Origin of the sequence: Palleniella muris (genome assembly GCF_004792655.1) — a bacterium.
GTDB classification, from domain to species: Bacteria; Bacteroidota; Bacteroidia; order Bacteroidales; family Bacteroidaceae; genus Prevotella; species Prevotella muris_A.
On record NZ_SRZC01000035.1, the window covers coordinates 1 to 22,787 of the forward strand.

The 22,787-nt window shown below is 46.8% G+C and carries 24 protein-coding genes; 5 read left to right on the top strand and 19 right to left on the bottom strand.

Translation table 11 applies throughout. From position 1 onward, the window contains the following. Positions 1-144: 144 nt before the first annotated feature. From E5358_RS14275 to pheS, 6 genes are all read right to left on the bottom strand, one after another. Positions 145-1,038 (bottom strand): DMT family transporter, encoded by an 894-nt coding sequence (locus E5358_RS14275; RefSeq protein WP_135940853.1) that lies wholly within the window; start codon positions 1,036-1,038, stop codon positions 145-147. A gap of 28 nt (positions 1,039-1,066) precedes the next feature. Next, positions 1,067-2,356: a bifunctional folylpolyglutamate synthase/dihydrofolate synthase gene (locus E5358_RS14280; RefSeq protein ID WP_135940854.1), complete on the bottom strand. Its 1,290-nt coding sequence runs from the start codon at positions 2,354-2,356 to the stop codon at positions 1,067-1,069. 72 nt (positions 2,357-2,428) lie between these two features. Next, positions 2,429-3,622, bottom strand: a complete 1,194-nt coding sequence (gene dnaJ, locus E5358_RS14285) for a molecular chaperone DnaJ (protein WP_135940855.1) — start codon at positions 3,620-3,622, stop codon at positions 2,429-2,431. Between the two features lie 168 nt (positions 3,623-3,790). After that, the gene (locus E5358_RS14290) at positions 3,791-4,372 is read right to left on the bottom strand and encodes a nucleotide exchange factor GrpE (RefSeq protein ID WP_135940856.1); all 582 of its coding nucleotides are present in this window, start codon (positions 4,370-4,372) and stop codon (positions 3,791-3,793) included. A 164-nt stretch (positions 4,373-4,536) separates the two neighbouring features. Then, complete coding sequence (locus tag E5358_RS14295; protein WP_135940857.1) at positions 4,537-6,150, bottom strand: ABC-F family ATP-binding cassette domain-containing protein; 1,614 nt, start codon at positions 6,148-6,150, stop codon at positions 4,537-4,539. A gap of 83 nt (positions 6,151-6,233) precedes the next feature. Next, complete coding sequence (pheS, locus tag E5358_RS14300) at positions 6,234-7,274, bottom strand: phenylalanine--tRNA ligase subunit alpha (protein WP_135940858.1); 1,041 nt, start codon at positions 7,272-7,274, stop codon at positions 6,234-6,236. Positions 7,275-7,431: 157 nt separating this feature from the next. On the opposite strand from pheS, the gene E5358_RS14305 reads away from it, so the two are divergent. The 4 genes from E5358_RS14305 to E5358_RS14320 are packed head-to-tail and all read left to right on the top strand — an operon-like array spanning position 7,432 to position 10,667. Continuing rightward, positions 7,432-8,277 (top strand): DUF4348 domain-containing protein, encoded by an 846-nt coding sequence (locus E5358_RS14305; RefSeq protein WP_135940859.1) that lies wholly within the window; start codon positions 7,432-7,434, stop codon positions 8,275-8,277. 49 nt (positions 8,278-8,326) lie between these two features. Continuing rightward, complete coding sequence (gene murB / locus E5358_RS14310) at positions 8,327-9,379, top strand: UDP-N-acetylmuramate dehydrogenase (protein WP_135940860.1); 1,053 nt, start codon at positions 8,327-8,329, stop codon at positions 9,377-9,379. Beyond that, a complete protein-coding gene (locus E5358_RS14315; protein ID WP_135940861.1) occupies positions 9,376-10,146 on the top strand; it encodes an MBL fold metallo-hydrolase in 771 nt (256 codons plus the stop codon). Before murB ends, E5358_RS14315 begins: the two co-directional genes overlap by 4 nt. A gap of 11 nt (positions 10,147-10,157) precedes the next feature. Then, entirely contained in the window at positions 10,158-10,667 is a 510-nt protein-coding gene (locus E5358_RS14320) for a GNAT family N-acetyltransferase (protein ID WP_135940862.1), read from the top strand. A 270-nt stretch (positions 10,668-10,937) separates the two neighbouring features. Here E5358_RS14320 and E5358_RS14325 read toward each other — a convergent pair whose 3' ends face one another. The 12 genes from E5358_RS14325 to E5358_RS14380 form a co-directional block, all read right to left on the bottom strand. After that, positions 10,938-11,426, bottom strand: coding sequence for a GNAT family N-acetyltransferase (locus E5358_RS14325; protein WP_135940863.1), 489 nt, complete (start codon positions 11,424-11,426; stop codon positions 10,938-10,940). After that, positions 11,423-12,763 (bottom strand): MATE family efflux transporter, encoded by a 1,341-nt coding sequence (locus tag E5358_RS14330; protein WP_135940864.1) that lies wholly within the window; start codon positions 12,761-12,763, stop codon positions 11,423-11,425. Before E5358_RS14330 ends, E5358_RS14325 begins: the two co-directional genes overlap by 4 nt. A 144-nt stretch (positions 12,764-12,907) precedes the next feature. Then, complete coding sequence (locus tag E5358_RS14335; RefSeq protein ID WP_135940865.1) at positions 12,908-13,933, bottom strand: DUF3089 domain-containing protein; 1,026 nt, start codon at positions 13,931-13,933, stop codon at positions 12,908-12,910. Positions 13,934-13,940: 7 nt separating this feature from the next. Beyond that, entirely contained in the window at positions 13,941-14,252 is a 312-nt protein-coding gene (locus tag E5358_RS14340) for a transcriptional regulator (RefSeq protein ID WP_135940866.1), read from the bottom strand. A 44-nt stretch (positions 14,253-14,296) separates the two neighbouring features. After that, a complete protein-coding gene (locus E5358_RS14345; protein ID WP_135940867.1) occupies positions 14,297-14,527 on the bottom strand; it encodes a hypothetical protein in 231 nt (76 codons plus the stop codon). 7 nt (positions 14,528-14,534) lie between these two features. Further along, positions 14,535-15,140, bottom strand: a complete 606-nt coding sequence (locus tag E5358_RS14350; RefSeq protein ID WP_135940868.1) for a DJ-1/PfpI family protein — start codon at positions 15,138-15,140, stop codon at positions 14,535-14,537. 34 nt (positions 15,141-15,174) lie between these two features. Further along, on the bottom strand, positions 15,175-15,384 hold the full coding sequence (locus E5358_RS14355; protein WP_135940869.1) for a hypothetical protein: 210 nt from the start codon (positions 15,382-15,384) through the stop codon (positions 15,175-15,177). After that, positions 15,381-15,590 carry a DUF3791 domain-containing protein gene (locus tag E5358_RS14360; RefSeq protein ID WP_135940870.1) on the bottom strand — a complete coding sequence of 70 codons (210 nt, stop codon included), beginning with the start codon at positions 15,588-15,590 and terminating at the stop codon, positions 15,381-15,383. The genes E5358_RS14355 and E5358_RS14360 overlap by 4 nt, the downstream gene beginning before the upstream one ends. Positions 15,591-15,656: 66 nt before the next feature. Beyond that, complete coding sequence (locus E5358_RS14365) at positions 15,657-17,804, bottom strand: hypothetical protein (RefSeq protein WP_135940871.1); 2,148 nt, start codon at positions 17,802-17,804, stop codon at positions 15,657-15,659. After that, positions 17,770-18,723, bottom strand: coding sequence for a hypothetical protein (locus tag E5358_RS14370; protein WP_135940872.1), 954 nt, complete (start codon positions 18,721-18,723; stop codon positions 17,770-17,772). Before E5358_RS14370 ends, E5358_RS14365 begins: the two co-directional genes overlap by 35 nt. Positions 18,724-18,751: 28 nt before the next feature. After that, positions 18,752-19,021, bottom strand: coding sequence for a zinc ribbon domain-containing protein (locus tag E5358_RS14375; protein WP_135940873.1), 270 nt, complete (start codon positions 19,019-19,021; stop codon positions 18,752-18,754). Between the two features lie 467 nt (positions 19,022-19,488). Beyond that, on the bottom strand, positions 19,489-20,295 hold the full coding sequence (locus E5358_RS14380; RefSeq protein WP_135940874.1) for a hypothetical protein: 807 nt from the start codon (positions 20,293-20,295) through the stop codon (positions 19,489-19,491). Between the two features lie 143 nt (positions 20,296-20,438). Between E5358_RS14380 and E5358_RS14385 the strand changes: the two genes are divergently transcribed. Next, the gene (locus E5358_RS14385; RefSeq protein WP_135940875.1) at positions 20,439-21,713 is read left to right on the top strand and encodes a replication-associated recombination protein A; all 1,275 of its coding nucleotides are present in this window, start codon (positions 20,439-20,441) and stop codon (positions 21,711-21,713) included. 189 nt (positions 21,714-21,902) lie between these two features. Here the strand turns inward: E5358_RS14385 and E5358_RS14390 are convergent, their stop codons facing one another. Next, positions 21,903-22,517 carry an RNA polymerase sigma factor gene (locus E5358_RS14390; protein WP_135940876.1) on the bottom strand — a complete coding sequence of 205 codons (615 nt, stop codon included), beginning with the start codon at positions 22,515-22,517 and terminating at the stop codon, positions 21,903-21,905. Between the last annotated feature and the right edge of the window lie 270 nt (positions 22,518-22,787).

Below are 22,787 nucleotides of genomic sequence, written 5' to 3' on the forward strand. Positions count from 1 at the left end.
ATATTAAGGTTTGGTCACAATAATATAATAAACCTTTTGGAAAATACGCTGTATTTTTTGTATTTTAGCGAATAATTAACGAATATAAATTAGTTTGAACAAGTTCATTTGCCATAACTATATATACTGCAAGCCGTCCGTGCTTTATTTTCTTAATGCCCTTATCATACCGGCAGTGAGGATAAGCATTCCGCATAGTCCCATGACGGTTATTTTTTCATCAAGGACAAGGAAGCCGATGATGATGGTGACCATAGGTTGCAGATAGACATAATTCGTGCATTTGACGGCTCCGAGACGGCGCATTGCCCAATTCCACAGAAGGAATGCGCCGAAAGATGCTATAAGTCCGAGGAAAAGGATGTTGCCGGCGATGACAGCTATTGTCTCTCCGCTGAGTGGCGTGCCGCTGAGAAGGATGTTCTCGGAGATGCTGCCACTGTACCACATGTACGGCAGGATTGTCATTACGCCATAGAAGAATATCTTGCGTGTGATAAAGTCCGGTTCGTAGCGGTTCATTATCCTTCGCATCAGGAGTGAGTAGATAGCCCATGCCATGGATGCAGCGAAAGCGAGGATGTCGCCCAAAGGATTGAGTTTCAGTACAAGCTGACCGTTGAGGACAACCAGTATCATACCGGCAAAAGCCACAAAGGAGCCGACCATCTGCTTTCGGCTTAGCTGTTCTTCCTTATAAAAAATGGCGATTAGCAAGGCGGTGATGAGCGGACAGGTACACACGAGGATGCACACTTCCGCTGCAGTGGACATGGTCAGGGCGATGTTTTCCAAGAGGAAATACAGTGAGCCGCCCATGATGCCGAGTCCGCAGAGTGTCAGTTCGTCTTTCCAATTGTTTGCCCACAGGCGGTTATGAGAGAGGAGTGCAAGGCAGATGTAGGCAAGGAGGAAGCGTAGGAAGAATATTTCATCCGGTGTCATGCCGTTGTTAAGCAGTATTTTGCTGCTTACGAAAGTCGCTCCCCACACGAAGGTGACGATCAATGCTCCGATGTGTCCATAGAGGTTTTTCATGATTGGTGTGCACTTTTTGTTTCTCGGCTCAAAGGTTGCCGGAGGATTGATGCAAATAGGTGAGAAGGTCTGCGACAACATAGCTTGAACCGCCAATGAATAGCATGTCATCAGGGGTGCTGTTGTTCAGTGCCGCTTCGTAGGCTGCCGGCACGGAGTTGTAAGTGTTGCCAGTCAGTGAGTGCAGCTTTGCTATGTCTGCGACAGTGGCGGAAGGTATTGCGCGGTGGGTCTCTGCTTGTGTGAAATAGTATGTTGCTTTCTTTGGCAATAGTTTCATGACGCTGTTGATGTCCTTGTCGTCCACCATGCCGAATACGATGCGCAGTGCCTTGTTGCCATTGTCAGGCAGTGAGGATAAAGTCTCTATTATTTGTTTTGAGAGATATTCCCATCCTGCTACGTTATGCCCTGTGTCACATATTATTAAAGGCTTGCTGTTGAGCGTCTGCCAGCGTCCCATCAGTCCTGTGAGTTCACAGATATGAGCCATGGCATATTTCACTTTCTCGGTAGCATTGCAGATGCTTATTCCACGTGCTTTCAGTTGTCGGGCAAGAGGAATCAGGCAGTTAAGGATTGTCTGTCTGTTCTTTTCTTGATAAAGTCCTTGCAGTTCGAAGTCACCGTCAAGTATGAATTTGTTGTCCTCCGCAAAGCGAATCGGCGCATTAAGTTCTGTTGCTTTCTCTTGGAACACGTGGCGTGTCTCGGGAGTTGTCTCGCCAATTACTACGGGAACGCCCGGTTTTATTATGCCTGCCTTTTCTGAAGCGATAGCTGCGAGAGTGTTACCGAGGAATTGTGTGTGATCGAAAGATATGTTTGTTATGACCGACAGGATAGGAGTGATGATGTTTGTGCAGTCAAGTCTGCCGCCAAGCCCAACCTCTATGACGGCAATGTCTATGTTGCTGTCGCGGAAATATTCCAGCGCCATGGCTGTTGTCAGTTCAAAGAATGACGGATGCAGCGGTTCGAAGAACTCCTTGTTGCGCTCAACCCAGTTGACGATGTATTCCTCGCTAATGATCTCTCCGTTGACTCTTATGCGCTCACGGAATGTTATAAGATGCGGTGATGTGTACAGTCCGACTTTCAGTCCTGCCGTTTGCAGTATGGCTGCAATGGTGTGGCTGCAGGAACCTTTGCCATTGCTGCCGGCAATGTGTACTGTGAGGTAGTCCTTGTGTGGGTGACCGGCGTGCTTGTCCAAAGCCTCTGTGGTGTATAGTCCTGGCTTATACGCAACAGCCCCAACCTTTGTGAAGGCCGGGGCTGCACTGTACAGATAATCTATTGTTTCAGAATAGTTCATGTGAAAATGTGTCCAATGGCAGAACGCTTAAGTTTCTGCTGCTGTTTTTCTGTGTTTCAAAAATCCAGTGGATTAATTGAAGAAACTGCGGAATTTCTCGAATACGTTGCGTTTTGTGGTGCTGTCAGCCTTGAAATTGTCGCTGTCCTGCATCTTTTCAAGGGCTTTCTTCTCGTCCTTGGATAATGTCTTAGGAACATAGACAGAGATATTCAGTACCATATCGCCGGTGCCGTAGCCATAGCCCTGTACAGCTGGCAGACCTTTTCCGCGAAGTCGGAGTGTCTTGCCAGGCTGTGTGCCAGGTTCGATGGTGACAGCCAGTTTTTTGTTGTCAATGGTCGGCACTTCAACCTTTCCTCCGAGAGCTGCGGTAGGGAAGTCAAGCAGCAGGTTGTAGCGTATGTCATTGCCGTCACGTACGAAGGTGTCGTTCTGCTCTTCTGTGATGAACACCTGAATATCACCGTTTACACCATTGTGTGCGCCTGCATTTCCCTTGCCCGGAACAGTGACAACCATGCCGTCCTGCACGCCTGCCGGAATCTGCACTTCTATGATTTCCTCGTCCTTGACAAGGCCTGTGCCATGGCATTGTGTACACTTGTTCTTTATGACCTTTCCTTCTCCCTGGCATTCAGGGCAAGGGCTTTGTGTCTGCATCATGCCGAAGAGGCTCTGCTGTGAGCGGAGGACATAGCCGCTGCCATGACATGTGTTACATGTTTCCGGTATGGAGTTGCCTTCTGCACCTGAGCCGTTACAGCGCGGACAAGTGCAGTCCTTGCGCACTTTGAACTTCTTTGTCACGCCGGATGCCACCTCCTGAAGGTTAAGCCTTACTTTCAGGCGAAGGTCTGAGCCACGGTGAACCTGCTGACCGCGACCTCTTCCGCCGCCTCCGAAGAAGCTCTCGAAGCCACCGCCTCCGCCTCCAAAGTTGAAGTTTCCTCCAAAGACAGAGTTCAGGATGTCATTGATGTCGAAGCCGTCAAAGCCTCCGCCACCGCCGAATCCGCCTCCCATGTTAGGGCCGTTGAATCCAAACTGGTCATATTGCTGGCGCTTTGTATTGTCGGAAAGTACGGAGTAAGCCTCGGCTGCCTCCTTGAACTTGTCTTCCGCATCTTTTTTCTCCGCCTCGCTTTTTCCTGCCTGGCGGTCAGGGTGGTATTTGATGGCGAGCTTCTTGTAAGCTTTCTTTATTTCATCAGCACTTGCCTGTTTTCCAACGCCAAGCACTTCATAATAATCTCTTTTTGCCATAGTGGTGTGTTCTGTGAGTTACGTTTGTTTTCTACCTGTTCTGTGGTGGGGTCACGTCCGTTTTGTTATTTACTGTCTGACAAATTGTCGTGTAGAGGAGTAATATGTCTTTTTGTCAGATTTCCTGATTATATTCTTTTGAACCCACCATAATGTCAAAATCAAATATTACTGTCCGACTGCAACTTTGGCGTGACGGATGACTTTCTCGTTGAGGGTGTAGCCTGTCTGCACACAGTCAATGACCTTGCCCTTTTTGTCATCACCCATGCCAGGGACAAGGGCTACAGCCTCATGGAGGTCTGTATTGAAATCCACATCCTGAGTGTCGATTTTCTCAACGCCCATCTTCTTCAGTGTGTCTATGAATTTCTTGAATATCAGTTCCATGCCCTCTTTCACGGCTACGATGTCTTCTGCCTTTTCAGCCTGCTGTACGGCACGCTCGAAATCGTCCAGTATGGGGAGAATGGCTTTGACAGTCTTTTCGCCTCCGTTAAGGATAAGGTCAGCTTTCTCTTTGAGTGTGCGCTTGCGGAAATTGTCGAACTCTGCCTGTTTGTAAAGCATTTGTGTCTTCAATTCCTCAATCTGTTCTTCAAGAGTAGGCTCAGCAGGAGTTTCTTCCTGTGTCTCCTCCTCTTTTTCACAGTTTTCGACTGGAGTTTCTTCAGCAGTGCTTTCTTCATTCACAGGAGCTTCAACCTCAGGCTGAAGCTCCTCGTTTATATTCTGTTCTTTTTCTTCCATAGTGTTTGTTTTGTATTTGGTCTGCTTTTTAGACTTACAAATAGTGTGCCAATTCATGGCAGTTTTGCGTAAGCTGCTGAATATATTGCTTTTGTTTTTGTCCATTGTAGTTCAGGCCAAGCATTGTAATTGCGCACCTAATTATATAATATAGGGTTGTTATACTATTCGTACATTTTGGCTTTCTGTTCCTTTATGCCTGCATCATAGATGTAATCATCGTAGGTCATCAACTTGTCAATGGTGCCCTTAGGTGTAAGTTCGATGATACGGTCGGCAACAGTGTTGATGAATTCGTGGTCATGTGATGCAAAGAGGACATTGCCCTTGAAGGTTACAAGGTTATTGTTGAAAGCCTGGATAGACTCAAGGTCAAGGTGGTTTGTCGGAGTGTCGAGGATGAGACAGTTAGCATTTTTCATCTGCATGCGTGCAATCATACAGCGCATCTTCTCACCTCCGGAAAGCACATTGACATGCTTCTCGACCTCTTCCTGCTTGAACAGCATGCGTCCGAGGAAGGCTTTCATGGCAACCTCATTGCCCGGACCGAACTGAGAGAGCCAGTCCACGAGGTTCAGTTCTGTCTGGAAGAACTCCGTGTTGTCAAGTGGAAGATATGCAGTTGTGATTGTCACGCCCCACTTGTATGTACCCGCCTGTGCTTCGCGGTTACCATTGATAATCTCGAAAAGTGCTGTCATAGCCTTTGGATTATGTGACAGGAATACAGTCTTCTGACCTTTCTCGATGTTGAAGCTGACATTATCGAACAGCACAGTTCCGTCTTCTTCAACAGCCTTTAAGCCTTCAACCTCAAGAATCTGGTTGCCCGGCTCACGCTCCATAGTGAAGATAATGCCCGGATACTTACGTGTGGAAGGCTGAATCTCATCAACATTGAGCTTCTCAAGCATCTTCTTTCGTGATGTTGTCTGCTTGGATTTTGCCACATTGGCAGAGAATCGGCGGATGAACTCTTCAAGTTCCTTTTTCTTTTCCTCTGCCTTAGCCTTCTGGTTCTGTGCCTGACGGAGAGCCAGCTGTGATGACTCGTACCAGAAAGAGTAGTTTCCTGAGAAGACTGTCACCTTGCCGAAATCGATGTCCACAGTCTGTGTGGATACTGCATCAAGGAAATGGCGGTCGTGGCTGACAACAAGGACAGTCTGCTCGACATTTGAAAGATACTCCTCCAGCCACTGCACTGTGTCGAGGTCAAGGTCATTGGTAGGCTCGTCAAGGAGGAGATTGTCCGGATTTCCGAACAAAGCCTTTGCCAGCATGACACGCACCTTCTCTGTGTTAGAGAGTTCAGACATCATCTTCTGATGCAGAGGTTCTGCAATGCCAAGGTTCTGTAGAAGTTGTGCTGCATCGCTTTCCGCTGTCCAGCCACCGAGTTCTGCATATTTTTCTTCAAGTTCCGCAACCTTAACACCGTCCTCGTCTGTGAAATCGGCTTTCATGTAAAGAGCCTCTTTCTCCTGCATGTTCTGCCAAAGTGGCTGATGTCCCATGAGTACTGTGTTCATGACAGTGAAAGAATCGTATTTGAAGTGGTCCTGTTCAAGTATGGACATACGTTCTCCCGGTCCCATTTCAACGGTACCCTTGTTAGGCTCAAGTTCACCTGAGATAGCACGGAGAAGGGTGGATTTTCCCGCACCGTTGGCACCAATGATGCCATAAATGTTGCCATTGGTGAATTTTATGTTGACGTCCTTGTAAAGAACTCGCTTGCCGAATTGTATAGCAAGATTTGTGACTGTTATCATTTAAAAATATCTTTTGTTACTTGTTTTTGTTTGTAGCCCTGACTATGTTACATGGTTCCGGGCTTTTTTTTGTAATATCCTAATTAGTATGCGTTCTCAAACTCTTTAAGGAACGGAGTGTAGTTCTCAGAGAACATGCGCAAGTCGCTGACCTGATACTTGAGGTTTGTTATACGCTCAACACCAAGACCGAATGCATAGCCGGAATATTTTGTAGAGTCTATGCCACAAAGTTCAAGCACATTAGGGTCGACCATGCCACATCCGAGAATCTCAACCCAGCCGGTATGCTTGCAGAATCCGCATCCCTTGCCGCCACAGATATGGCAGGAGATGTCCATTTCGGCAGAAGGTTCGGTGAATGGGAAATAAGATGGGCGCAGACGGATGCTTGTCTCTGGACCGAACATCTCACGGGCGAATGTCAGCATCACCTGTTTCAGGTCTGTGAAGGAAACGTTTTTGTCTATATACAGCCCCTCAATCTGGTGGAAGAAGCAGTGTGCGCGTGCTGTTATGGCCTCGTTTCTGAACACACGTCCCGGGCAGATGACACGGATAGGAGGCTGTGAGGCGTCCATTACACGTGCCTGCACTGATGATGTGTGTGAACGGAGAAGGATGTTCTTGGTAACATCGTTCAGCTTTGACTGCTCTACAAAGAATGTGTCCTGCATATCACGTGCAGGGTGGTCGGCAGCAAAGTTCATCTTTGTGAACACGTGCAAGTCGTCCTCGACCTCAGGGCCGTCAGCAAGTGTGAAGCCCATTCGTTGGAATATGTCTATGATTTCGTTCTTTACGATTGTCAATGGATGGCGTGAACCAAGCTCTATTGGATAGGCAGTGCGTGTCAGGTCTATAGCCTCGTCACCGCTTTCCTGTACTTCTGTCTGCTCTTTCAGTTCGTTGATGCGTGCTATGCACATCTGCTTCAGTTCATTAATCTTCATGCCGACTTCTTTCTTCTGGTCGGCAGGGACATTGCGGAAATCCTGCATCAAGAGTGTGATGTCACCCTTCTTGCTCAAATGTTTCACATACAGCTCGTCAGCCTCAGACGCATTCTTGGCAGTCATGTTTGCCACCTCAACTTTCAGTGCTTCTATTTTCTCGAGTATCATAATTATGATGTTGTTTTTTAATTTGGGTACAAAATTAATAATTTTTCTTGTAAAAATGGGAGTGTTGTGAATAAAGTTAGCTAAAAATTTGATTTTCTCATAAGACTTATGTAATTTTGCACCCAATTTGGTTGATATACAAGTAAATTTTGAAAAGATGAGAAGAAGCGTTTATCTTATCGTGCTATTGTCTGTTCTGACAATGATGTGGACAACTACCGGCTGCAACAACAAGGCAGCAGAAGCCAATGACAGTATCATAGATACTTCGTATGTTGATACCACACATGCTGACACTCTTACGAGCCTTATCGAAGAGACGGTGATGCCAAAGGCGGCTGATGAGCTGTTTGATGACTTTATCTTCAATTTCGCTGCCAACAAGAGGCTGCAGCAGGAGAGAATCATCTTCCCTTTGCATCATGAAGTGTATGGCACAATGTCTTCCATTGGCAAAAAGGATTGGAAGATGGACCATTTCTTTATGAACCAAGGGTTCTATACAATGGTTGTCGGCAACATGAAGGAGCTTCGCAGAGCGCAGGATACGAAGGTTGCGCATGTGGTGCTGGAGAAAATCTTCCTTGCAGAGCGATATGTGAAACAGTATGTCTTCGACCGCGTAGATGGGCTTTGGAGGCTACGGAAGTTGCGCACTGAGGACATGGCAGAGAACAAAAATGGCGATTTCTACTTGTTCTATGACAAGTTTGTCAATGACTCTACGTTCCGTCATGAGGCACTTTCCGAAACCATGGAGTTCTCCGGTCCTGACCCTGATGACGACTTTTCACGTATGGAGGGCTCTATCATGCCTGAACAATGGTCCATGTTTGCGCCGGAACTGCCTCGTGAAATGATATATAACATTATTTACGGCAGCCTTCCAAAGTATGGTGACCAGCGTATCCTTGTTGTCCGTGGCATAGCCAACGGATTTGAGACAGAGCTGACATTCAAAAAGACCAAGGATGGTTTCATGCTTGTGAAGCTGACAACCTGAATGGGATGATGTTCGATTTCAGAGACATATTCCCCTTTACGATTGATATATGATAGATTACAGAGACTATAACCTTTTGAACAACAACACTTTTGGCGTAAGCGAGGAGTGCCGCCGTTTTGTACAGTGTGATACGGTGGACGAGCTTCGCCGTATGTTGCTTTCCCTGACGGACAAGGATACCCCACTGCTTGTAATAGGGCAGGGCAGCAACTTGCTGCTAACAAAGCGTTTTGACGGAACAGTGCTGCGCTCCAACATCAAAGGGATAGAGGTTATTGAGAGTGGGGACGAAGATTGCGTTCTTGTGCGTTGCGGCTCAGGGGAATGCTTTGATGACGTAGTGGATTATTGCGTGTCCCATGGCTATCATGGCGCGGAGAATCTGTCGATAATCCCCGGCGATGTCGGTGCGTCTGCTGTTCAGAACATCGGAGCTTACGGATGTGAGGCGAAAGACATCATCCATAGTGTTGAGGCTCTTGACATTGTTACAGGAGAACAGGCTGTTTTCACAAACGAAGACTGCCATTATGGCTATCGCCGGAGCCGTTTCAAGGAGGAATGGAAAGGCAGGTACATCGTGACTTATGTCACATACAAGTTGGCAAAAACATTCGTTCCTCATTTGGAATACGGCAATATAATTTCTGAACTTGAACGGCGTGGAATAACAAACCCTGACGCAAAGGATGTGCGTGAGGTTATCATAGACATAAGGAACGCGAAACTTCCTGACCCGAAAGTGGAGGGAAATGCAGGCTCTTTCTTCATGAATCCTGTAGTCCCTGTGGAGACTTTCCGTCGGCTTTTGGCTGATTATCCTTCAATGCCGCATTATCACATTGACGAGGAACATGAGAAAATTCCTGCCGGATGGCTCATTGAAAAATGTGGTTGGAAAGGGCGCGGACTGTCATCTGAAGGAAAAATGGCTGACGGTGCTGAATGCAAGGCTGTCGTCCATTCAAAGCAGGCTCTTGTGCTTGTCAACAAGGGTGGCGCGACGGGTGCGGACATTGTTGCACTGAGTGATGCCATAAGGCGGAGTGTGAGAGAGAAATTTGGTGTGGACATTTATCCTGAGGTGAACTTCTTATGAGATTGACATTTTTGGGCACCGGCACTTCATGTGGTGTGCCTGTGATAGGTTGCCATTGCAATGTGTGCACAAGCGACAATCCCAAGGACAAGCGGCTGCGTGCATCGGCATTGGTGGAGACGGAGGACGCGCGGATTCTGATAGACTGCGGTCCGGATTTCTATCATCAGGCGTTGAGGATGCCTTTTCAGAGGATAGATGCCATACTCCTTACCCATAGGCATTATGACCATGTCGGAGGGCTTGACGATATTCGTCCGTTCTTCTATGAGTTTGGCGACATACATGTCTATGCCAACGACGATACGGCAAAGGCGATAACGCAGACAATGCCTTACTGTTTCGGTGAACATCTTTATCCCGGTGTTCCGCGCCTTGACCTCCGTGTCATAAAGCCTCATCAGGAACTGAAGGTTGGCAGGACGGCAATCGTCCCTATAGAGGTTATGCACAAAAAACTGCCCATCCTTGGTTACAGGATAGGGGAGAAACTGGCGTACATTACAGACATGAAGACAATCGCCGATACGGAATTCGGGTATTTGGAAGGCGTAGAAACGCTTGTTGTCAACGCTTTGCGCTTCACTGACGACCATCCTGCCCACATGCTTGTTGACGAGGCTGTTGCTTTCGCACGCAAGATAGGTGCGCAAAAGGTTTATTTCACTCACACCACCCACGACATAGGGCTTCATGATGAAGCAAATGCACGGTTGCCGGAAGGGTTCATGTTTGCGTATGATGGGCAGGAAATAACCATTGATTGAGAAAAAATAATATGATGATAACCCTACAAACTGACAGCCTTTTATTGCGCCCGTGGCAAAAGGAGGATGCGGAAGCGCTGTACAAATATGCTTCCGACAGCAGGGTGAGTGAACTCGCATTGTGGCCTACACATACGTCTGTGGAGATGAGCCGTGAGGTCATAGAACAATTTTTCATGCCTAATCCTCACAATTTCGCCATGATTCTCAAGGAAACCGGTGAGCCTGTCGGCTGCATAGGTCTTGTGCCGTCAGGGGAGGAGCATCACTCTGTCGTGGAGTCGGAACGCGAAGTGGGCTATTGGATAGGTCATCCGTATTGGGGAAAAGGGCTGACAAGCGAGGCTCTCATGGCGTTGATAAGGTTTTGCCGTGATGTTTTATGTCTCCATTCCCTTCTGATTACCACCGATTTGCGTAACATTGCTTCGCAGCGCGTGGCAGAGAAATGCGGTTTCAGGTTTTTAGAGGAGTGTGTTTTTGACGGCATTCATAGCAAAGTATACCGATTGGAATTGTAGGGAAAAAACGGTGCAGGTATTTCATGAAGCAATGAAATACCTGCACCGTTGCATTTTGTAGGCAAAAATACGGTGTTTTGTGAAAATATGCAAGGTTGCCCCCTTGTTTTGCTTAATCAAAAACTTAACGTGTGTTAAATATATGTTGGTGTAACGGAAGGTAACACTTTGTAATGTGAAAGGTAACGATTCGACAAGGAAAAAGTAACACTTTGCATGGCGAAACGTTACCTTTCATTGTCATTGTGCTATGCCATGACTAATATGATATTACTTACATGCTGCGCCGGATGTGCTTTTCAGCTTTTTGGCAGTTTGCTCATTGGGTTTTTCAAGATGCAGGATTGGATACGCCATGCCCTCGCCATCGGTGGCGTCACGTCCCACAACGGTGAATCCGTGAGAGGCATAGAACTTCAAGGCAAGTGGATTCTGCTCGTTGACATCAACCTTTCGCAACCCTTTCTCCTTGACAGCAAATCGCAGCAACTGTGAGCCATAGCCTTTGCCCATACTGTCGGGATGGACGAACAACATTTCTATCATCTCGTTGCTGAGCCCTATAAAGGCAGCCCATTCACCACTGCCGTCTTTTATGGCATACAACTCAACGCATGGCATATAGTCATGCGGTAGTTTCTTGCGGTAGAATTCGATATCTTCCGCTGTCAGGAAATCATGTGTAGCCTTGACCGATGCAAGCCATATTGCCGTCAATGCCTCATAGTCACAACATCTTGTTATGATACATGTTTTCATCTATTCTTTGTCATATAGTTAAAACGCGCAAACAACATCAGACCGGCACTGGTGAGTCCGAAAGGAAAAGCCATCCAGACACCCTGTACTCCCCAGTCCATGATAAAGCCGCAAAAATATCCCGTAGGAAGGCTTATGACGAAATAAGCAATGAACGCTATGAGCATCATAAGCTTCACGTCAGATATTCCGCGCAGGGCATTGGCGAAAGCTATCTGCAGTCCGTCACCAAACTGGTAGACAAGGAACGGGAAAATAAGTGATGTCACTGTTGTGGCGACCTCAGGGCTTTCTGTGAACCATCCGCCGAGATAGTCGCGCAGAAGGAATACAATGGATGACAGAACCACGCCAAGGGCAACCATCAAATGGAATCCTGCAAATGCAGAACGGCGTACATTGAGTGTGTCATGTTGTCCGCTGAAATTGCTGACACGCACAGCCACTGCTGCTCCCATGCCGTAGTACATCATGAATGTTAACTGTGAAATGGCAAGCATCACCTGATGGGAGGCCAATGCAATTGTGCCAAGCCAGCCTATCATGATGGCACTGAGGCTGAATGATGCAGTTTCCATGCCCATTTGGAAAGCTACAGGCCACCCCAGTCCGTTCAAACGTCCGAACACAGTCCGTGACAGCCCTAAACGGAAGAAGCCTACCTTATACCGTCTGAAGCGTATGCTGCGGAGGAAGATGATGACAAACACCACCACCATAGCCACTCTGGAAAACAGTGTGCTTATGCCGGCACCGAGTAGTCCGAGTTCGGGAAAGCCGAACTTGCCGTAGATGAGGATGTAATTGCCGATAATGTTCATTACATTTCCGTTCAGGAGTATCCACATCGCTGTCTTTGTGTCTGTTATGCCGTCAGTGAACTGCTTGAAGCCGTTGAACAGCATCACGAACACCAATGATGCAAGCAGCACAAGATAGTATGGTTTGATAAGCGGAAGCAGTTCTTCCGGTTGTCCAAGGTTCTCAATGTTCCAATACAGGATTCCCATGCACACTGTCAGCAGCAAAGCCACAAGTGTGTTTGCCACAAGGCTGTTGCGCAGTGCTTGTCCGGCAAACGTGTACAGCTTTGTACCATACATCGCGCCCACTATCGGTGTCAGACCGTAAGAGAACCCGGTACTGAAGATTATGGCAAGTGTGAACACATTGTTTACGAATGACGCTGCACCAAGCTCTGCCGTGCTGTGGTGTCCAATCATGAGTGTGTCGGCAAAGCCCAGTACAATAACCCCTATCTGTCCTATGACTATCGGCAGCCCGAGACTTATCAGGGCTTTGTAATGTTCTTTATAAATGTCAAAACGTTTCTTCATCTCTGTTCTATCAGTAAAAACAAGACTGCAAAGTTACAGCTTTTCCCGGTTCCGTGCAAATTTTCATTAGTATTTTTTCTTTTGCTTCATACGGAGTCATGCTGATTTATGGAGATGTGGTTGTTTCTTGAAAAACGCATAGGTTCACTTGCTACGGTTTCTCAGTTTAACGTTCTCTCTTAAGTGTTCAGCATAGAAGAACAGTTCTTGCAGATGAAGGTTGCCTTCCGGGAACATATCCTTTAGTGAAGGCAGGGTGTAGCGAGGCACATCAAGCCCATCCACGACCAAGACTTTCAGCTCTTTGTTGACACTGACAGTCACAGGGACATCCTTCGACCGTGCCACTACTGCCGTGCCGTATGGAAAGCGGCTGTCATCCTTCTGCGGTGATGCTCCTGCGGCAAGCAGTGTGGCGGGCCGGTTTTCCGTAGTCCACGATACTGGGTTTATGCAGGCGATGTTCATGCCACACAAATCTTTGTTGACAGCCTCAACCTTTGCAACGCTGTTGAAACAAACCGTCACGCCACGTGATGCAGCATCAGTAGCCATGCGGATGTGCTGCATCACGTGGCTGCCGGGCATGTAAAGATTTGGATGTGGCATAGTGTCAGCTGCCGTTATGCCGTAGCCTACTACGTATGCGGCAATCATTTTGCGGTACGTGTCATCATCCATAGCCTTCAGCAGCTCCGTGACCATGCGCGCTCCTTGACTGAACCCTGCCAGCACAAAGGGGCGACCGGCATTGTTGTGTGCCATGTAATGTTTGAATGCGTTTATCACATCAGCCCTTGCTGTGTCGGAAGCCGCCTTGTATGCCGCTTCGTTGGGTGTGCCGAAGGTTGCCTGCCTGTAATATGGCAGGTAGAGACGCGCCTCCGTGGCAAAAATCGTGTCGGCAAGTTCGGCAGAAAGTCGCCATGCCTTACGATGCTCAGGGTTCATAGGGTCAGCGTTGTAATGCTTGGTTCCTTGTCTGTCCTCCCATGCGAATACGCATGTGGGCAGGACATAAAACACATCGTAATCTGTCGTTGCCTTCAGTTTGTTTGCGGACCGGTACCACATGAGGCTGTCGCTCCATTCTATCTGTGCACGAAGCGTGGAAGGGATCATGAGCGCAAAGAGCGCGAGTGTCAGGAATTGTTTTGCAAGTTTCTGCATTGCGGCATTATTTTCTTTTTCTTGGAAATGGCAATTTCTCCCAAAGTGTGGCTATGACTTCCAATGCTTTTGTGTGGTTGGATGTGTCAAGGATGTATGCTTCCTTTGCGCCGGGGTAGGGCGTACCTGTCTCTGCATCGCTCATCATTTCTGCTATGTATGGGAGTTTCTTTATGAAAGTGATGTTGTCACAAGCTGTGATGACACATTTCTCATTGACATAGATCACATAGTCGCCCATCATCTTACGGCTTCTGACCTCGCCGAGTGGAGAAAGGATGTCGCATAGTTCTTGTATGAAATCTGTTGTGCAAGCCATGTTTTTGTGTTTATGTGGATATAAGCCTCCATTTTTATCTTTATTTAATGAGAATCCCTCCACGGGTTGCCTTTGCCGAAAAGGATTCCTTTCTTTACTTGGCGGCGGTAGTATAGATAGAATCTTATGCATGCGGCACAGATAATTATTGCAGAACCAAGTCTCAACCATTCTCCACTGCCATTGGCAACTCCGATTGCACGACCAATAACAGAACATGCCGATATTATTGATAACACCAGCCAAAGGTTACGTGTAGCTCTATTGCTTAACATACTTTCTTTATTTGAACAGTTCGCAGCAGCCTTGTTTGTTAAATTGGTAATACATCTCTATGCGCTCCGGTGTGTCATTCTCAAGCAAAAGAAGCAATTCCTTTGCAAATTCGAGTGTGGCAGAACCGTTGGCAGTCACGATGTTTTTGTCGGAGACAGCCTGAGCGTTGACATACCCGGCAGCGTTAGTATAGTTCTCACCACCCCACAGCTTCAGCTGCTCAAGTCCGTTTCCGGTGTGCTTTAGGTCGTTGAGGAAGCCATGCTTTGCCATAAACGAAGCACCGTTACAGATTGCTCCGATCACTTTGCCATTGGCAATGGCATTTGCAACTATCGGAACTACTCTGTCCGCAACAGGAGTTGCCCACCCAAAGCCACCGATAAGAATCAATGCGGCATAGTCCTCCGGCATGGTCTCAAACGAGTAGTCAGGCAATGTGCGGAAACCGCCAATGGACTTGATCGGCTCCATTGTTGGGGCAACCACCTTATTTATATATTTCGGATTCTCTTTCAATGCAAACTCATCCGATGCGATTGCCTGAGAAAGAAACACCACCTCGTGCGCTGCATAGTCAGGCAGGAGGATGTAAAGGATTTCGTTGTTCATAAAAAATATTCGTTGTTCATAATAAAAGTTGATTTTATTGACACTCTTCTTCAAGGTAGCTGTAAACATATCCGGCGCTCTGGTAATATAACCCTGTCTGCGGATTGCTCAACAAACGGTATGTTCGGGAATTATACACTCGGTCAAAGGCATCAAGCAGGCTCATGTCCTTATCCTCCATAAGGAAGCCGACCAATGCCTCGACACGACTGTCAATCATAAAGTTCAATTCTGCCTTCGTCATATCGTTCCTCCGTTATTTCTGCAAACTTTTCTCAAATCCATAACAGCATCCTCTGCTGAGAGAAGATGCTCTGCTTCGTAGCATTCGTCAAGGAATTCCAGTCCTTTGTACGCACTCAGATAGTGGTATGCCATCAGCCGTGTCATCCGAAACCTTTCTGCAAATTTGCCAATGCAGAAGTTTATATATCCAATCTTATTGTTCATAAACATTTTGTAATTACGTGACCATCGTATCTTTGAGCCTAATTTGTTTCGTGTAGGGACAAGCCTTTATTTGCGGGATGCGCGCCACTGCTTTATCACGTCACAGCGTGAAATCTCAGGTAGGTGGGCTGAAGGTTGGGCTGTAAGGAAATTGTTGAGTTTGTTTATTGCAGCATATTGTGCAGAGGTGCGGTGGATAAGGATGTTTGTCTTGTTGCTACCCCAGTCCCATTCCTCCGTACGCCATTTGTCAGGCGCGGCATAAACCAAGGCGAACAGTGCGGAGGCACGCACTTTAGGGTCGGCAGACTTCTCCAGTTGGTGCAGTCTCGCTATGGCTTTGCCTGCAAGTTCGTCAGCAGCAACAGGATGTTTCTCATAATGTGAGAAGCCATACTGTGCAATATACCAGCATTGTCCGAATCGCGAAGCCTGATACAATGCCACAGCTTCCTCAAGGGCTATTCTGTCCTTGCGGTTTTGTGAGGCAGACTTGGCTTCGTTGGCAAGCATTATCATGTCATTGCAGAAATCCACTTTCACGTTGCGTTGCAGGAAGATAGGCTTCTGCATCTCCTCATAATTGTTGTCATTGACAGTTTGGAAACCGTTCCATGCAGGGATTTTATAGTTGCGCCGTGCGGCATAGAACGCTATTGCCTGACTGTTAAGATACTGCATGCTGACACGTTTGAGGTAGGGGAGAGCCTCTTCCCACTTCCCTTCCTGAATGTATTTCGTGCCGAGGATGTCGTTCTTGAAATCATCAGGCAGTACGACTTTCGATGCAACATACTGGGCAAGAGGGTCGTTACCCGGATTATTAAGAGCATGGAACAGCTTCACAATGTCAGCGGACTTGTTCGGATATATGTTCAGCATCATAGAGTTAAGGACATATTCCTTATGTGCTCCCACATAGCCGCGGCACAAAGCGACAAGGCGTGCCATGTCCATATTGTGCTGCCCCTCATAGTTTCTTGCAAGTCCGAGGTTGAGAATGCGGTCACGGGCGTTCGCAAGATAGTTTTCACCCTTTTTGTCTATCTCACCGTCAAGCCATATAAGTTCTTTGGTGATGAACGATTTGAACTCCGAAGAGGCAATGTCGTCTGACGATGTCGCAATAAGCATGCGTATGCGCCGTGCCATATCCTTCGTGTCACTGTCACCCTTCATCGCCATGGCATTGCCAACCCTTTCCCTTGCCTGAGCGTAATTGCCTAAGAAATAGGAGCAAAGCGCCGATGCAGTTTCCCACATGCAAGGATTGACCGTGGCTTTCAAGTTTGCCACACTGTCGGAAAATGCAATGAACTCGTTGATTTCCTTCATGTAATCCTTGTCAATCGGGGCATAAGCCTTGCCACTGATTTCGTGCCAATAGTAAGTGTATGCTTCCTCCCAGTTAGTCCCAATGACAGAACCGTAGGTCATTTCCTCCGCATTTTGGATTTTGCGGTGCAGCCTGTCGTAGTACATATCGACAACATCCTGCACGGAGTTGACATATTTCTCCAACAGGAATTTATGCACAGGCGCATCGGGATAACGACTGTACAGCTCCTTTATTCCGGCAAGGTTGGTGTATTTCCTCGCGCTCCACAACAGACTTTGGTTGTCGTTCTGCTCGGCATAAATGTTCCATGCGCCGACCTTGTTGCCGGTGTTGAGAAGCGCATTGGCATAAACATTGCGCATCATCTCCTTGACATAGCCGGCAGAAGTCTTCTCTCCTCGTGTTCTCCATAAAGAAACATTCTCGGAATAATTCCCCAACATCATGTTGGCACGCATTTCAAGCAACAGCCACCTGTCTGCAAGCCGCCCTGAATTGTGCTGCCGGCATGCGGAAAGTATGTTGCCAAGCGTTTGCTTTCGCTTGGCAAGCTGCTCTGCTGTCGGGTAGTCCCAATTGTCACGGGAAAGCTCGTCGGCTACATTCATGTACTGTTCCAGTGCATTGAGATAGCTGAGCATCGGCGCATCTTTCTTCGCATTGGCAGCCTCTTTCATGGTTGAAATGGAAGCCCAATAAAACAGTTTTTTAGGTTTGCAGTATTCTTTCCAATATTTATAGTTCTCGCCCTGGAAATAATTGCTGAACACAGGTGAGCCAAAATTGTACATGTGCCACCTCTCCGGTGCTGTCCATGCACAAGAATAAGCCTGCAAGACATTAAAAGCCAACAGACCTATTATAAATGTTTTCAAAGTCTTTGTAACCATAACGCTTTATATTATAGCTGTTTAAGTCAAAGAGTATAATCTCGTTTGCACATTCCGGACGCACTTTTTCTATGGCACGGCGGCACGCCATGATGTCATCCATGGAAGGCTGTCGCACCACAACCGTGTCCGATTGCAGGATAGGGAGCTCGCTGCGGTCATGCACAATGTCCACAAACCTGCCATTACGGAAAAGCAATTCCCAACGGTAGATAGGGTATGCCGTGGCAAGTGGCAGCGGATAGTTCTTCAGATGCTTTAGGTACGGCAGCACATTTTTTATGTCAAGGATAGGCTTCTCCTTGTCAATCCTGCGCATATCGCCGGTGTTATAGACCATAAGCACTCCCCTGTCGGCAGGGGGAGGGGCAGTGGCAAGCTGGTGGAGACGTATGGTTGAAGAAAGGATTATTCCTTCTTCGGCAGTCCTTTCCTTTAGAGATTTCATGAAATCAAAGAAACGCTGACGGGTGGACACTGTCCAGTCGCAGTCGATTTGTATCTCCCGAACCTCTCCCATGCTGTGCGTCTCGCTCATCTGTTTGACGCGCGCAAGAATCATTTCTCCCAGTTTGCGGACATCACAGTCCAACGCATCGGGCAGGACAAACACAACAGGCACAATCTCTTGCGTAAGCCCCTCCGGCACGCTGTCTATGCGTATCGTGGCATTAGGGACAGGAAAGCCTCCTGACACATCCTGCACAACATCAAAATATCTTACATAAATCTTTCCAATCTTGTGGCTTTTGATGAAGTCTCTCTTTATGGAGTCAATGTTAAATGCTGTATTCCAATAATAAACAGAGCGCACAGTCATCTTACTCTCCTTGTTCCCACATGCTGTGATAAGCAGTGAAAGAGAGAATAAAACCAGTATGTACCACAATTTCCAACGTGTCATACCACTGCCATATTGTCCCAACAAGCGACTATTCCTTCCACCTTTTCAGGTTAGGGAAGAACTTTCGCATCTGCTCTTTCGCCTGTTCCTGCGTAAGGTTCCAGCCAGTCTGCTTGTTCATTTCATCAGTGAATTGCGCACAATGCTCAATCATCTGCTCCATTGTCATGTCCTGTGTGAACTTGCCGTCCTTATAGCAATAGATGCAGTAGTCTTCATTAATGCTGCCGTCAGCGTTCGTGCCTTTGACTCCGTCAGTAAGCGGCATGCCGCAACTTTGACAGAAATTCTGTTCCATGGTGTTTTCTTTTTGTGTCCGGGTTGCAAGGATGCCGGGCGTAGTTCGTATGATTTTTTTCAGTTGGCAGTCCTTGCATCTGCCTTTCGGCAAAAGTAGTCATAATATCCGTAAATGTTTGTACTGTTGGTGAAAAAATAACTTTTTATAACATAGCGAGCAGCATTGCGTCGGGCTGGCATTTTTCCGCTCATAACCATAGGGAACAGTCTGTTTTGCGAAAGGTTGGCTAAATTGTAAAAGGGTAGGATGAAAAATGCAAATGATTTTCAAATACTCTAAAATACAGTGAGTTCTTTGACAGATTGATTTGGAATGACAGATTGGCCAGCCTTCGTTTTTTTACTATACAGCTGTTTATATCTTAGTGCCTGCAGAGATAAACATGGGAAATGATAGGGGTGGACACAAAAACTTGTGTCCACCCCTAATCACTCTATAGTCATGAAATTTTGTAGTGTGCTGTTTTAATATTCCTCATCATCAAGGTCGTCGACAGTGATGTCAAGGTCTTCCGGTTTAGCATCAATTGTTGTGCGATAGCTCTCGGCTGTAAGAGCATCCTCGTCAATGTCGTCATCCTCGTCAGGCATATTATATGTGTCTTCCGGCAAATCGCTATCCTCGTCTTCGCTGTCTTCGTCTCTGAGACCCGAGCTGTTTGTGCTATCAAGCAGGCTGGAATATTTCTCGACTTTTGGTTTCGCTTTAGCAAATATTGCTTCCACCCATGTGCCTTTTTCTATTTCGAGAACCTCAAATCCGTCATCGACCTTCATTTCGTACATTCCGCCTTTCTTCTTCAGGCGTTCCTTTGGAAGGGTTGTTGTGCTGATGTCGAATCCGTGTTCGATGATGTCGCGTATTCCCTGTGAGAGAGAGTCCCAGCCTCCACCGAAATTGCGTTCGAGCACCTCAATGAGCTTTGCTGCGGAGATATGTGTGATATTCTCATAGGAAAGGTCAGTGACACGGTTTATGGCACGCTTCTTTATGCCCCATTTCTTTGTGCCCTCTCCATAAGGCAGTTCTGCGACGGTCATGCCGCGTGCCTCATATTTCTTTATTATCTCTGGTTTGTCGATTTTTAGTTCCTCAAGTTCAAACGCACCACGGAGTATGTCCATATAATGGCGTCCGCTTTCACGGATGTCCTCTTCTTTCTCTGCTGCTTGCCATAGGCGCACGACATCGTTTTCCTGCAAGTCCCAGGCGTTGCCTTTTGTCACATTTGCAAGTGAAGAGATTCCTTCCTGATTGTTGTTTTTCGTCATATATGTTTTTCTGTTTTATTGAATTTGGGTGCAAAGGTAAGACTTTAATAATGTATTTGCAAGATTTTGGATTATATTTTTTGTTAATTCGTGTTTATTTCTTAATTTTGCAAAAGGTAAGATAACAAGAACAAAAAACAGAAATGAGTCAGCCTTTAGCAGAACGTATGCGTCCGCGCACTTTGGAACAGTATATAGGTCAGAAGCATCTTGTCGGCAAAGGGGCGGTGCTTAGGAACATGATTGAGGCACGGCGTGTCTCCTCTTTCCTTTTGTGGGGGCCTCCGGGGGTGGGCAAGACAACGTTGGCGCAGATTGTGGCAAACCAGATGGAGGTGCCGTTCTACACGCTGAGTGCCGTTACAAGTGGTGTGAAGGATGTGCGCGAGGTCATACAGAAGGCGGAGTCAAACAGGTTCTTCCAGACCTCCAGTCCGATACTATTCATAGATGAAATCCATCGTTTCTCCAAGTCACAGCAGGACTCTCTGCTTGGTGCTGTGGAGAAGGGCACTGTCACGTTTATCGGTGCTACGACGGAGAACCCTTCGTTTGAGGTTATCCGCCCGTTGCTTTCACGCTGCCAGTTGTATGTGCTCAAGTCTTTGGAGAAAGATGATTTGCTGGAACTTCTTGAACGTGCTGTCCATGAGGATGTTGTGCTTTCACAGAAGAATATAGAGATACGTGAGAGTGGTGCATTGCTGAGATACAGTGGAGGAGACGCCCGCAAACTGCTTAACATTCTTGAACTTGTTGTAGAATCGGAAGGCAAAGATGGGGTTGTCATCACTGACGAACTGGTTGCCATGCGCCTTCAGCAGAATCCTTTGGCTTATGATAAGGACGGCGAGATGCACTATGACATCATCTCAGCCTTCATAAAGAGCATTCGCGGCAGTGACCCTGATGCAGCTCTTTACTGGATGGCAAGGATGATAGAGGGTGGGGAGGACCCTCAGTTCATAGCACGAAGACTGATTATCTCTGCTTCAGAGGACATCGGACTTGCCAACCCTAATGCCCTTCTTCTTGCCAATGCTGCCTTTGATGCCGTCATGAAGATTGGCTGGCCCGAAGGGCGCATTCCTCTTGCCGAGGCTGTGGTTTACCTTGCAACTTCTCCGAAGAGCAATTCCGCATATAATGGTATAAACACGGCCTTGGGAGTTGTGCGTGAGACCGGCAACCTGCCTGTCCCTCTTCATCTGCGCAATGCTCCGACGAAGCTGATGGCGGAGCTTGGCTACAGTGACGGCTATAAGTATTCTCATGATTATCCCGGGCATTTTGTGCGTCAGCAGTTCCTGCCCGATGAATTGCAGGATGCGCGTTTCTGGCATGGGCAGCATAGTCCTGCGGAGGAGAAGCTGTATCAGAATATGGTGAACTGTTGGGGAGACCGTTATAAGGAGTGACTGTTTGTAGAAGACTATTCCGCTGTTTCTCAAACATGGTATTTCTCGAAGAAGGCAAAGAAGAAAAAGAATCCGCTTCGCTTTTGCAGGGATTCTGTCATAAAGAAAAATTCTTTCCTTTTTTTACCTTCTTAGAGCAACTAAAATCTTTTATAGGATTAGAGAAACAGCACTAATGACAAGATGGAGCTACACAACGTGTAACTCCATCTTGTTGTTTTTTATCATCTTACGCAAGTTGTTCACCGCATAGTGCATACGCCCGAGGGAAGTGTTTATGCTCACACCCGTCACCTCGGCAATCTCCTTGAAGGACATCTCCTGGAAATAGCGCATGAAGACCACCTCGCGCTGAAGGGGCGGAAGACAGTTCATGAGATGCTTCACATCAGTGAGTATCTGCTCCGTCACAAAATAGTTTTCTACAGAATCGTTTGTTAGGGCGTCGCCCTCCACTTTTGCCATATCATTCTCATTGTCAACATCAATCGTCGAGTTGTTCTGCTGGGAACGGAACCTGTCCATTATGACATTATGGGCAATTCGCGTAAGCCACGCACTGAATTTGCCTGAAGGTTTGTACTCCCCACGCTGCAGTTTGATGATGACTTTCACGAAAGTGTCCTGAAAGATGTCATCAGCAATGTCACGGCTGCGTACCACAAAAAGTATGTACGAGAAAAGCTTCGTCTTGTTGCGTTCAAGCAACAAGTCAAAAGCGCCGTTATTACCATTTATGTATGCTATTGCAAGCTGCTCATCAGTGAGAGCAGACAGGGATGCAACACTGTCTGAATTGTTCATTCTTCTTAAATTTTTATTATTTAAGTAGATATTGGTCTATAGGCGCTTGTTTTTAAGTTTGATATTCTGTCTGTAATTAAAAATAACGGGATATGTACCGAAATCGCCTGCAAATTTACGGCTTTTTCTCCAATCTTACAAATTTTCACTCCCATAAATGGTTAATATTGCTTAAATGCGAATGTTAAACACAATAAAGTGCGAATATGTACGTAGAAGTTGTTTAAACTAATTGTATTTAAGACATTTTTTAACAAACATGACTATGAA